Source organism: Vibrio sp. GLN_1, assembly GCF_043106015.1.
Lineage (GTDB): Bacteria > Pseudomonadota > Gammaproteobacteria > Enterobacterales > Vibrionaceae > Vibrio > Vibrio parahaemolyticus.
Window position 1 is genome coordinate 423,913 of sequence record NZ_JBICMD010000017.1, and the last position, 12,708, is coordinate 436,620.

The following is a 12,708-nucleotide window of genomic DNA, read 5'->3' on the forward strand; positions in this document are numbered from 1 at the left end:
GCTGGTTGCCTAAGTATTACAATTGGATATAGATGTCGTACTGCTGACCATCTCGCTCAACAGTCAAATTCAGTTCTTGCGGATCGCTCATCACTTGCATCAGTTGTACTGAAGAAGATGGATCACTTAAATCGATCCCATTAAGTTGCACCGCAATATCACCAGGTTCTAGACCCACATCATTAAATAACGCCGCATCACGACCCGGAGAAACTCGGTAGCCAATAATGGCGTCGTCTTTTTTCACTGGAGAAATGGTGATGTATTTAAAGACACTCTGTGGATCTTTCGCAATCTCCTCTCGGATTTGCTCTAGTTTGTCACTCACGTCTGACGCAGGTTCTTTCTGTGCAGCTTGCACTCGAGTAGCCTGCGGCGATTCTGACAATTTTTTATACTCAACGCCTTCCAGCATTAGAGTTTCATCTCGGCCTTCGTTATCGATGATCACGCGATCGACCAACACCGCTTTTAGTGTGGCACGCGTACCTTCAATTTCTTCGCTAATTCCGTAGGTCGCTTGCTTACCACGGTTAGCGATCACCGCTAAGCTGGTTTGAGGATTGCTGCTAGCAACGGCGCCAACAAGGGTAAGATTCAGGCGTGTTTTTGGGGCGTCTTTCACAACAGGTTGCTCAACGACCACAGGCTTTTGTTCGGTGTATTTGCCAAATAAGTTGGCGCTTTGAAGGGCATTGAAATCAATCGTATTCGATTTATTGCTGGCAATAACATTACCCGCCGACGGCCTCCATTTTGGCACATCAGACGTTTGAGGGATTGCTAACCACACCACTTTACCGAGTATCCACCCAGTTATCGCAATAAATAGGCAAGTAAGTAGCAAACTGAGCTTCGCTTGAATTGCGTGGTGGTTGGACTTGATCTGAGCCAGTAGCGGTCTGCTTGATAATCCTGCACTTAGCTCTAAACGCTTCACTGAATTGATTCCTTTATTCTAACGTTAGTCAATTGGGCTATAAAAATATAACTATCGACTCTAAATTGCTAAATTTGCAATAAAATTATTACTCAACAAAGAGCAGTGAACTATATCACAACTTCCTTTTCATACCTTTTTCTTATGCAGTTTTTGCCAACTCCCTTGAAAAAAATACGCCTTGACTCCATCTGTAGGTGAATAATCCAGCACTCATTGCCACATTCGGGCAGTGATTAGATAGCGTAGTGTTCTATGAGTTCCCTAAATGAAGCCGTTAGGCTAGATAAATGGCTATGGGCCGCAAGATTTTATAAAACCCGCTCTATCGCTCGTAATATGGTCGATGGTGGTAAAGTCCACTATAATGGCCAACGAAGCAAGCCGAGTAAAATCGTTGAATTGGGCGCTGAGATCAGACTTCGTCAAGGCAACGAAGAAAAAACCGTGATTATCGAAAAGATTTCTGATCAACGACGAGGCGCCCCTGTCGCACAGACCCTGTATCGCGAAACTAATGAAAGTATAGCGAAACGTGAGGAACACGCGACACAACGCAAACTTAACGCCCACAACCCTAGTCCGGAACGCCGCCCAGATAAAAAGCAGCGCCGAGACATCATTAAGTTCAAACACCAATAAAAGCCGGAATTACCGACGAGGAAAGCACTCCATGGCAAATAATGTTTTAAACCGCTACCTATTCGAAGATCTTTCAGTGCGTGGCGAGTTGGTACAATTGGATGAAGCGTACCAACGTATTATCTCCAGCAAGGAATATCCGGCAGCAGTACAAAAACTGTTGGGTGAGCTACTCGTTTCAACGACTCTTTTGACTGCAACTCTTAAATTCGAAGGCTCAATCACAATCCAACTTCAAGGTGACGGCCCTGTTTCTCTTGCAGTAATCAATGGCGACCACAACCAACAAGTTCGTGGTGTAGCGCGCTGGGAAGGTGACATCGCTGATGACGCTAGCCTGCACGAAATGATGGGTAAAGGTTACCTAGTTATCACTATCGAGCCGAAAAAAGGCGAGCGCTACCAAGGTGTGGTTGGTCTAGAAGGTGAAAACCTGACGGAAGTGTTAGAAGGTTACTTCGCTAACTCTGAGCAGCTAAAAACGCGTCTTTGGATCCGCACTGGCGAATTCGAAGGTAAACCGCACGCGGCGGGTATGCTTATTCAGGTTATTCCTGATGGCACTGGTTCTCCAGATGACTTCGAGCACCTAGAGCAACTGACTAACACCGTAAAAGACGAAGAACTGTTTGGCCTAGAAGCGAACGATCTACTATACCGTCTATACAACCAAGACAAAGTACGTGTGTACGAACCTCAACCAGTAGCGTTCCACTGTGGCTGTTCACGTGAGCGCAGCGGCGCGGCAATCATTACCGTTGAGAAAGCTGAAATTTACGACATTTTAGCTGAAGTAGGATCGGTTTCTTTACACTGTGATTACTGTGGCACAACATATACATTCGATGAAACAGAAGTTACCGAACTGTATACGCAAGCTTCAGGCGGCAATAAAACGCTGCATTAATTTTTATAGCTTATCAAGCACGTAATTTACCCACAAAAGGCCAGCACTATGCTGGCCTTTTTGTGATCTACCCCCCGTAACACCTGGCTTTCCACGTAATAAAACAACTGCTTAATTTTAAGTAATTAATAATCGTTTTGCCCTAGCGCAAAGGTTTGCGCGCACGATAAACTATTCGCACCAATATGTGACGGGTTACCTAAAACCTTAGTGAAATCATGGGCAATTTTTGAACTATCTCCCTGTTTTCTCCCCGCCCCGTTGCTAGCATGGTGAGCAGATAAAAATTAAAACATTCTTACAAAATCCCTACAAAAATCCTTATAAGGAGCACCTATGACCGTTATGGAACATACAAAGGCTGCAACACTTGATCTAACCAAACACGGACTGCATAACGTTAAAGAGGTTGTTCGCAACCCAAGCTACGAATTGCTGTTTGAGGAAGAAACGCGCGCTGACCTAACTGGTTACGAACGCGGTGTGGTTACTGAATTAGGTGCGGTTGCTGTTGATACAGGCATCTTTACTGGTCGCTCACCAAAAGATAAATACATCGTTAAAGATGCGACGACAGAAGAACACATGTGGTGGACTTCTGACACCGTAAAAAATGACAACAAACCAATCACTCAGGAAGTGTGGAACGACCTAAAAGAGTTGGTGACTAACCAGTTGTCTGGCAAACGCCTATTTGTCGTTGACGGTTACTGTGGTGCTAACCCAGATACTCGCTTGAGCATTCGTGTGATCACAGAAGTAGCATGGCAAGCACACTTCGTAAAAAATATGTTCATTCGTCCTACCGAAGAAGAACTTGCAACGTTTGAACCTGACTTCGTAGTAATGAACGGCGCGAAATGCACCAACCCGAAATGGGAAGAGCAAGGTCTGAACTCTGAAAACTTCACGGTCTTCAACCTTACTGAGCGTACACAACTGATCGGTGGTACCTGGTACGGCGGCGAGATGAAGAAAGGTATGTTCGCGATGATGAACTACTTCCTTCCTCTGAAAGACATCGCTTCGATGCACTGTAGTGCCAACATGGGCAAAGACGGCGACGTAGCAGTATTCTTCGGCCTATCTGGTACAGGTAAAACAACACTCTCTACCGACCCTAAACGCGCTCTAATTGGTGATGATGAGCACGGCTGGGATGACGATGGTGTCTTCAACTTCGAAGGCGGTTGTTACGCGAAAACCATCAAGCTATCGAAAGAAGCGGAGCCAGACATCTACAACGCGATCCGCCGCGATGCGCTGCTAGAAAACGTAACGGTTCGTAGCGACGGCTCTATCGATTTTGATGACGGTTCTAAGACAGAAAACACACGTGTTTCTTACCCTATCTACCACATCGAAAACATCGTTAAGCCAGTATCAAAAGGCGGTCACGCAAACAAAGTGATCTTCCTATCGGCAGACGCATTTGGCGTGCTACCGCCAGTGTCTAAGTTGACTCCAGAGCAAACCAAATACCACTTCCTATCTGGTTTTACTGCAAAATTGGCTGGCACAGAGCGAGGCATTACTGAGCCAACACCAACATTCTCTGCATGTTTTGGCGCAGCGTTCCTAACGCTTCACCCAACTAAATACGCGGAAGTACTGGTAAAACGTATGGAAGCCGCAGGTGCAGAAGCATACCTAGTGAACACCGGCTGGAACGGCACAGGTAAACGTATCTCTATCCAAGATACACGCGGCATCATTGATGCGATCCTAGATGGCTCGATTGAAGATGCGCCAACTAAGCACATTCCAATCTTCAACCTTGAAGTACCTACGTCACTACCAGGTGTGGATCCAAGCATCCTTGACCCTCGTGACACGTACGTTGACCCACTACAATGGGAAAGCAAAGCGAAAGACTTGGCTGAGCGCTTTATCAATAACTTTGATAAGTACACTGACAACGCGGAAGGTAAAGCACTGGTTGCGGCTGGTCCTCAACTGGACTAATACCGAAGCAAAACTGAGTGACCTGTGATTTGATGACAACAGTGACTTAGTTACAAAAATGCTCTTCAAGCCCCTCTTTTGAGGGGCTTTTTATTGAATCCCACACCAGATTGATACAAGCTAAAGCCTAACTGGGTTATTTGTATAACTGACCTCATCAGTTTTCCGACACTTCACTTACAGGTTCTGGCAGGGATGAAAACAGCGCGTCGAATTCTAATTCTCTTACTGGTGGTATTGATTGCCCTTCCGGCGACCATTATTGCGCTGTTAACCACCTCATACGCCAATTCTACATGGCAATGGGTTTCCCCCTACCTTGGCTTACCGATCCAAGCGGAGCGCGTTCATTACGACTTCCCTTACCACCTTTCGCTGCAAAACGTTCGCTCCCAAGACGCTCAACTGCCTTATATTGAACAAGTCGACGTATGGCTGAACCCTGACATACGACGAGATGGAAAATGGATTATCGATAGCTTGCTGATCGATGGGGTGAGTCTAAAAAAAGGCATACCGACACGGGCTAACTTAGAGTCGATCCAGTTCCACCAGATTGCGCTGAAAAATATTGATTACGCGGGTCCGCGCTTTTCCGTAACTGGATTGAGTATCCAAATCCAAGATCCTACTTGGCTAAACGCTCAACAATTATGGCCTTACGGCGCTATTCAGGCCTCTGCAGAACAAATGTATTGGCACGGTGAGGCGATACAAAAAGTACTGGTTGATGTGGATTATCAAGCCCAAAACAGCACCCTCTATGGCACGTCTTTTAAATGGCGAAATAGCCAAATCTCAGGGCAAGGTGAGCAATATCCGCAAGGCTGGTCTTTGGTCAATGCCACGATTGATAAGTTGGCAATCACCAATGCACAGCGACAATCTTTACTCTCTAAACCGTGGCAAGAATTGCCGTTCACCATTAACCACATCAATAGCCTCGACTTGCTTAACGCCGATATTGAATGGGGGGAATGGCACTGGCAAAACCTTGAACTGTCCATTGAAGATGCCTCACTGCCTGCGTCTCTATGGAATGCCACTGCCAAAGTGTCTTTACAAGCTGACAGTGTTCGTTTCCAAGAGCAAACCGCAATAGAGCCACGCTTGAACGCCATTTTCACGCCCGAGAATATCCAACTCCAAGAACTGAGCCTAGATTGGCAGCAAGGCCGCATACAGGTTTCTGGTCAATTCAAACCGACGCACTGGCAACTCGACACGGCTTCTGTTCAAGGATTGAAATGGGCTATCCAGTCTGATGACAACAAGGATTGGTGGAAGGCCGCCACCAGCGCGTTACAAGAAGTGGATATCCAAGAACTTGATATTGAACGTAGTCAGATAATCCAATTAGCGCACGAACCATTCTGGCAACTCTCTGGCTTAAACGTCGAAGGAAAAGCGCTAAAGTTAAAGCGTCAGGACCGTTTTTGGGGCGTATGGCATGGCAGTCTCGACGCGAGTGTCGTGAATGCGAGCTACGACCAAGTTCTGTCTTCTCATGCTGCGATTTCGACACAAAGTGAGCAAGGGTTGTGGCAACTCTCTCGTCTGTTTGCCCCACTAGAACAAGGTTACATTGAAGGCTTTGGTCAACTTGATTTAAGTACGGCAAGCCAACCTTGGGCGCTTAATTTGAGTGCGGATGGCATTCCACTCAAACTGCTTCACCCATACCTGCCAAATGTATTCGCGGTAGATGGATTTTCTGACCTCAACCTCGACCTGCAAGGTCTATCTGGTGACAACAATATGTTGGCGTACAGCTTAACGGGGCAAGTGGAAGCAAACCTACGAGAAACGACACTACGTTCACAAGCCGATAAGTCGCTTAAGAGCATCACGTTTTCCCCTATTCGAGTGCACGCGCAGCGGGGCGCAGTATCGCTCAAGCCTGTAACCATCTCCGGCAATGTCATATCCGGTCAGATTGGCGGCGAGTTTGACATGGCCAACAACCCACTCAGCGGTTTGACATTCCAGCTCAAGGATCACTGCGGCATAATCATAGGCGATCTGCTCGATGGTGAAATATCACGTAATGACTGCGACTCACCACAACAGCCAGACCACTTAACGCCGAACGTACCAACGAACGATGCTCAGCCGGAGGAGCCGAGCTTTCATGGCATTGCAGAGGCGAATCTAGAGCAACCGGAAGAAGAGCTGGTTGAGGAGATAACAGAAGAGTTAGAGCCGGCTACGAACGAGGTCGTAGCCGAAGAAGAACTAGCAACTGAGTAGCTGCGAATAGTTGGGCAACAGCATGTACGTGCCAACGAAATCAACCGCAGGCGTATCGCCGCTGTAAATCACCACATGGATGACAATGCGCGCCTTGCGCCCTGACGCCAAGCGATCCAAATCACCACTGATACCATCAAGCGAGGTACTCGCCACCGGATTTTGATCCACCGGATGACGATAACGAATCGAGCTGTCTGCCAGAACAATATCGCCATGCAAACCGCGCTCTTTGAGCAGTAACCACGTCATTCCCCATCCCGTCAGCGTTGCCAACGTAAATGCCGAACCAGCAAACATCGTATTGTGCGGGTTCAAATTCGGATTGAGCTGGGCACTGCATTCGAACTGATAACCGGTGTATTGGTTGATTTTGATGCCCATTTTGTCCGCAATTGGGATCTGCGCTTCCCAGCGCTGCTGCAATTCCGTGCACCATTCTGGGCGACGTAACACATTCGCCATCGGATCAAGCGGCTTCACCATTTGTTGGTGACGGACCGGACCGCGTTCATCGGTCAACTCACCACGACGTTCAAAACCATTTTTTTCATAAAACGCAATCGCATCTTCACGAGCATTACATACCAAACGTTTCGCACCTTCTTGGCGCGCAAGCGATTCCAACGCGACCAACACCAGTGAGCCCATGCCTTTGCTGCGACGATTGCCTTTCACCGCCATATAGCGGATTTGGCCATCGTTATCCGGAGTAATGTACAAACGTCCGATCGCCATTGGACGACCACGGCTATCCACAATCATGCGGTGGTGGCTCACCACGTCATATTCATCACGTTCAGAGCCTACTGGCATGCGCCATGGCTCTCGAAGCATTTGCCAACGAAATTGATAGTACTTGTTAAGCTGATTTTCGGTTGTTGGAGTTATGAGTTTGAACATATCAATCCTTTGAAAGTGCAAATCAGTAAGAATCTTGGGGAGAAAATACCCAAGTAAAATCAAATCACTTGGGTATATAGCTTAGACCATGGGTGTATCCACGCCAGATTAGACCTGTAGCCAAAAAGTCACTGGGCCGTCATTAATTAATGACACTTTCATATCGGCCGCGAAGCGACCACGCTCGGTTGGCAATTCCTGCTCACACAAGTCAGAAAAGTAGTCATACAGACGTTCAGCGTCGGCTGGATGCGCACCACGAGAAAAGCCTGCACGTGTGCCTTTCTTGGTATCTGCCGGTAATGTAAATTGAGACACCACCAAAACCTTACCGTTCACTTGTTTGACGTTGAGGTTCATTTTTCCTTCGTCGTCTTCAAAGACTCGGTAGGTGGTCACACGTTCCATCAAACGTTTTGCTTTGGCTTCATCGTCGTCCTTCTCAACACCAAGTAGGACAAGAAGACCTGTATCGATTTCTCCAACCACTTCACCGTCTACACGAACGGCCGCTTCACTGACTCGTTGAATTAGCGCTATCACTACTCTCGCTTCCTTCATTTGCTAACTGAGATTCAGCCGACGAGTGTATCATGTCTAGATCTTCACTCCAGTGCTCTTGCTCACCCAATGCTGCGGTGACTTCTGCCCCCAGCAAGACGATCATCCAGCACAAGTAAACCCAGACAAACAAGATAGGAATTGCGGCTAAAGCGCCATAAATCAGCTGGTAAGACGGGAACTGAGTGATATAGAGGGCAAAGCCTTTCTTACTTAATTCAAACAGTATCGCCGCAACGGCGGCGCCTACAGCACCATGCGCTAAATGCACTTTTTTGTTTGGCACCAGAATGTACAAACCTAAAAATGCAAAAAATGACAGCAAGAGCGGCAACCAGCGTAAGAACAAATTGAAGGCGCCAGACAGCGTTTCATTTTCTAAGATTTGTAACGACGTGACATAAGACGTTGCTGCAATACTCGCGCCGACTAAAATCGGCCCCAGCGTTAATACCATCCAATACATCGAAAATGAGAACACCAAACGGCGCTTGTCTTTGACTCGCCAGATGTAGTTTAGATTTTTATCGATGTTGGAGATCAGCATCAGCGCAGCAATAAACAAGAAGCCACCACCGACGGCACTCATTTTGCCAGTGTTCGCCACAAACTCTTGCAGTGCAGTGTGCACCGCCTCACCAGATGCCGGTACAAAGTTTTCGATGATGTAGCCTTGCAGCACTTCGCCAACGTTCGCGAAAACAGGGAACTTTGACAATATTGATAACAGTACCGTTAACATTGGCACGATGGATAGCAAGGTGATATAGGCAAGGTAGCCAGCATTTACATTAACGCGATCATGCGTCAAACGCTTAAGAAGATACTTAAAAAACGCGACGCAACTTGGCAATAGATTGCTCAATCTCGCCTTGTAACTCTCTGATAACTGGTTCATAGTTCATCCCATAATTAGCGTCGAGGACATAAGAATGCCTTATTTATTAGCAATTGTACTATCAATTTTCACTTTAACAGGGTGTCAATCTGCGTATTACTCTGCGATGGAGCAAGTGGGCTACCATAAACGAGATATTATGGTTGACCGAGTGGAAGATGCCAAAGAATCACAACAGGAAGCACAAGAAGAATTCACTAGCGCACTTGAAGCCTTATCAGCACTAACCAATTTTGACGGTGGTGAATTAGAAAGCGTTTACAACAACATCAATGACAAATACGAAGACAGCGAAAAAGCCGCTCAAGATGTGCGTGACCGTATTGCTGCAATCGAAGATGTCTCTGATGCACTGTTTGAAGAATGGCAAGGCGAGCTAGACTTGTACACCAGTGCGAAACTGCGCCGCTCAAGCGAACAAAAACTGCGTGAAACCAAAGCCTCTTACAAAACCATGCTCAGCGCAATGAAGCGCGCAGAGAAAAAGATGACGCCAGTGCTGAACACACTGCGTGATAATACGCTGTACCTAAAACACAACCTCAACGCGAGTGCGATTGGTTCTTTGCAAGGCGAGTTCTCTAGCTTAGAGAAAGACATTCAATTTGCCATCAAACAAATGAACGAAGCGATCGCTGAATCGGATAAGTTCCTGCAAAAGCTTAATCAAAAGTAAATCATTCAGGCCTCCTCCTCGCGAGGAGGTTTTAGTCTGCTACCTCGCCGACTAAGCCTATTACTCTTCGAACAAAGCCCACGCGATCTTCGACACTGCCCCATGGCACTTCCACCACTTGATATCCGAGCTCAACATAAGTATTGATTAGGGTTTGATGGATTTTCAGCGCTTCTTCAAAGCTGTGCGGACGCACTTCATCTTGTACGTAAATAGATGCTTCAGGTCGACAAGTAAGCACCTGACTATGGTACCCTGCACTTTCAGTTAAGAAAGCTTGGTCAACGTGACAACCACCGACTTGCAGATAAGCAACAATATCTGGAATCGCGCGATCAACAAAAGCCACGTTAGTATTCAACGCTTCACGCTTTTGCTCACTCATTAGGTTAAGACACAATTTGGCAAACTCAGGCAGGTTGGTCCACGGCAAAATGCCATTGTCCAATTCGCTTTGCTGCTCTATCAACGAGCGTGAGCCTTCAGCAAACGTGGCGTAGCCTTGTTTACCTAATGCGTTGAGTAACGTTGTTTTGCCCGCTCCGGGACCACCGGTAATCACAATCGGCTTCATGTTATCTCCCTAAAAACAACAAGCCCCGAGCTTAACTCGGGGCTTGTATTTAAGCTAATCCGCTACAGCAAATTATTTTGCTGAACGTGAAGCACGCTTACGGTCGCTTTCCGTTAGGAATTTCTTACGGATACGGATGCTTTCAGGTGTTACTTCTACTAGTTCGTCGTCATCGATGAATTCTAGAGCTTGTTCTAGAGTCATAACGATTGGCGGAGTAAGAACCTGTGCGTCATCTGTACCAGATGCACGAACGTTGGTTAGCTGCTTACCTTTCAGTGCGTTTACTGTTAGGTCATTGTCGCGGCTGTGAATACCGATAACCATGCCTTCGTAAACTTCTACACCGTGACCGATGAATAGACGACCACGCTCTTGAAGGTTGAACAATGCGTTCGTTAGTGCTTTACCAGCTGCGTTCGCGATAAGTACACCGTTAACACGTTGACCGATGTTACCGCCTTTGTGAGGGCCGTAATGATCGAACGTATGGTAAAGAAGACCAGAACCAGAAGTTAGTGTCATGAATTCCGTTTGGAAACCGATCAGACCACGAGATGGCATGATGAAGTCCATACGTACACGGCCTTTGCCGTCTGGAGCCATATCTTTTAGCTCACCTTTACGTAGGCCGATGTTCTCCATGATACCGCCTTGGTGCTCTTCCATAACGTCGATAGTTACGGTTTCGAACGGTTCCATTAGCTGACCATCTTCTTCTTTGATGATTACTTCTGGACGAGATACTGCAAGCTCGAAGCCTTCACGACGCATGTTTTCGATCAGGATAGATAGGTGAAGTTCACCACGGCCTGAAACGCGGAATTTGTCTGGATCGTCTGTTTGCTCAACGCGTAGTGCAACGTTGTGTACCAGTTCTTTCTCTAGACGCTCAAGGATGTTACGTGAAGTTACAAACTTACCTTCTTTACCAGCGAATGGAGACGTGTTTACTTGGAACGTCATCGTTACTGTTGGTTCATCAACAGACAGTGCAGGTAGTGCTTCTACTGCGTTTTGTGCACAGATAGTGTCAGAGATTTTTAGCTCGCCAAGACCAGTGATCGCAATGATATCACCTGCGTTAGCTTGCTCAACTTCGTGACGCTCTAGGCCTAGGTAGCCCATTACTGTGCCAACTTTACCGTTACGAGTTTTACCGTCAGCACCAATGATGGTTACTTGTTGGTTTGCTTTAACGCTACCACGAGTTACACGAGCAACACCGATAACACCAACGTAAGAGCTGTAGTCTAGCTGAGAAACTTGCATCTGTAGTGGACCATCAAGGTCAACATTTGGTGCGTCAACAACGTCAACGATAGTTTGGAATAGTGGTTCCATGTTCTCGCCAGTTTCGCCTTCTTCTAGAGAAGCCCAACCGTTAAGTGCTGATGCGTAAACCACTTTAAAGTCTAGCTGGTCATCAGTTGCACCTAGGTTGTCGAATAGGTCGAACACTTGGTCCATAACCCAATCAGGACGAGCGCCTGGGCGGTCAATCTTGTTGATTACAACGATTGGCTTAAGACCGTGCGCAAATGCTTTTTGCGTTACGAAACGCGTTTGTGGCATTGGGCCGTCAACCGCGTCAACGATAAGTAGTACAGAGTCTACCATCGACATGATACGTTCTACTTCACCACCGAAGTCCGCGTGTCCCGGAGTATCTACGATGTTGATACGGTAATCGTTCCAGTTAATTGCTGTGTTTTTAGCAAGGATTGTAATACCGCGCTCTTTCTCGATGTCGTTCGAGTCCATGACTCGCTCTTCAGCTTCACCGCGAGACTCTAGCGTGCCTGATTGTTGTAGCAGCTTGTCAACCAACGTTGTTTTACCGTGGTCAACGTGCGCGATAATCGCGATATTTCTTAATTTATCAATCTGTGGAGTAGCCATGGATATTGATTCACTTAGATAGATGAAATGCCCCCACGCTGAGAACGGGTGCTCTCTGGTGACATTTGCTGATTAAAAAAACGGCCATAATGTACCAGATTTTAGCAAAAAGCCTAGAAATATGTGATCTACTCCCGAGCATTTCTGTGAATTTTACGCTTAATGCCCACTTTCTTCCGCTGAACGAATTGATAAAACACAACTTTATTCTAATCGTTGCACAATACAAATTGACTCTTGCTCAAAAACTGGGCTGAATAAGCAATGCTGCTGTCACATTGTGGTGCAACAATCTTAATTCGCACCACTTTAGTGCAGACGTAGATCATTTTGGTGCAATCATTTGCACCAAACTAGCATCTAAAAACACAATTCATTGAAATTAATGGAATATTTTTTTTGGCACGGTTTTGGCTTTAGTAAACACAGCATCGATTAATGAAAAGTCAAAAAGATTAATCAATGCCGGGTTCATGAATATTTCATAAGT

The 12,708-nt window shown here is 46.5% G+C and carries 11 protein-coding genes; 5 read left to right on the forward strand and 6 right to left on the reverse strand.

Going from position 1 to position 12,708, the window contains the following annotated elements; translation table 11 throughout:
- Positions 1 to 16: 16 nt before the first annotated feature.
- The gene (gene gspC / locus ACF8OV_RS10345) at positions 17 to 940 is read right to left on the reverse strand and encodes a type II secretion system protein GspC (protein ID WP_005465330.1); all 924 of its coding nucleotides are present in this window, start codon (positions 938 to 940) and stop codon (positions 17 to 19) included.
- Between the two features lie 255 nt (positions 941 to 1,195).
- On the opposite strand from gspC, the gene hslR reads away from it, so the two are divergent.
- From hslR to ACF8OV_RS10365, 4 genes are all read left to right on the forward strand, one after another.
- A complete protein-coding gene (hslR, locus tag ACF8OV_RS10350; RefSeq protein ID WP_005465328.1) occupies positions 1,196 to 1,582 on the forward strand; it encodes a ribosome-associated heat shock protein Hsp15 in 387 nt (128 codons plus the stop codon).
- A gap of 31 nt (positions 1,583 to 1,613) precedes the next feature.
- Positions 1,614 to 2,489 (forward strand): Hsp33 family molecular chaperone HslO, encoded by an 876-nt coding sequence (gene hslO, locus ACF8OV_RS10355; protein ID WP_005465326.1) that lies wholly within the window; start codon positions 1,614 to 1,616, stop codon positions 2,487 to 2,489.
- 336 nt (positions 2,490 to 2,825) lie between these two features.
- On the forward strand, positions 2,826 to 4,454 hold the full coding sequence (gene pckA, locus ACF8OV_RS10360; RefSeq protein ID WP_005478630.1) for a phosphoenolpyruvate carboxykinase (ATP): 1,629 nt from the start codon (positions 2,826 to 2,828) through the stop codon (positions 4,452 to 4,454).
- Positions 4,455 to 4,649: 195 nt separating this feature from the next.
- The gene (locus ACF8OV_RS10365; RefSeq protein ID WP_276397585.1) at positions 4,650 to 6,704 is read left to right on the forward strand and encodes an AsmA family protein; all 2,055 of its coding nucleotides are present in this window, start codon (positions 4,650 to 4,652) and stop codon (positions 6,702 to 6,704) included.
- Here ACF8OV_RS10365 and ACF8OV_RS10370 read toward each other — a convergent pair.
- The 3 genes from ACF8OV_RS10370 to ACF8OV_RS10380 all read right to left on the reverse strand — a co-directional run bounded on the left by ACF8OV_RS10370 (position 6,690) and on the right by ACF8OV_RS10380 (position 9,066).
- Positions 6,690 to 7,607 (reverse strand): bifunctional GNAT family N-acetyltransferase/hotdog fold thioesterase, encoded by a 918-nt coding sequence (locus tag ACF8OV_RS10370; RefSeq protein WP_276397584.1) that lies wholly within the window; start codon positions 7,605 to 7,607, stop codon positions 6,690 to 6,692. The two genes, ACF8OV_RS10365 and ACF8OV_RS10370, sit on opposite strands and share 15 nt — an antisense overlap.
- A gap of 108 nt (positions 7,608 to 7,715) precedes the next feature.
- Positions 7,716 to 8,150 carry a D-aminoacyl-tRNA deacylase gene (dtd, locus tag ACF8OV_RS10375; RefSeq protein WP_005478645.1) on the reverse strand — a complete coding sequence of 145 codons (435 nt, stop codon included), beginning with the start codon at positions 8,148 to 8,150 and terminating at the stop codon, positions 7,716 to 7,718.
- Positions 8,122 to 9,066 carry a virulence factor BrkB family protein gene (locus ACF8OV_RS10380; RefSeq protein WP_005456793.1) on the reverse strand — a complete coding sequence of 315 codons (945 nt, stop codon included), beginning with the start codon at positions 9,064 to 9,066 and terminating at the stop codon, positions 8,122 to 8,124. Before ACF8OV_RS10380 ends, dtd begins: the two co-directional genes overlap by 29 nt.
- 34 nt (positions 9,067 to 9,100) lie before the next feature.
- Here ACF8OV_RS10380 and ACF8OV_RS10385 point away from each other — a divergent pair, with 34 nt between their 5' ends.
- Positions 9,101 to 9,742, forward strand: a complete 642-nt coding sequence (locus ACF8OV_RS10385) for a DUF2959 domain-containing protein (protein ID WP_005456820.1) — start codon at positions 9,101 to 9,103, stop codon at positions 9,740 to 9,742.
- A 31-nt stretch (positions 9,743 to 9,773) separates the two neighbouring features.
- Here the strand turns inward: ACF8OV_RS10385 and ACF8OV_RS10390 are convergent, their stop codons facing one another.
- Entirely contained in the window at positions 9,774 to 10,316 is a 543-nt protein-coding gene (locus ACF8OV_RS10390) for an AAA family ATPase (RefSeq protein ID WP_140253958.1), read from the reverse strand.
- A 72-nt stretch (positions 10,317 to 10,388) separates the two neighbouring features.
- A complete protein-coding gene (gene typA, locus ACF8OV_RS10395; RefSeq protein WP_005456840.1) occupies positions 10,389 to 12,218 on the reverse strand; it encodes a translational GTPase TypA in 1,830 nt (609 codons plus the stop codon).
- Positions 12,219 to 12,708 lie beyond the last annotated feature (490 nt).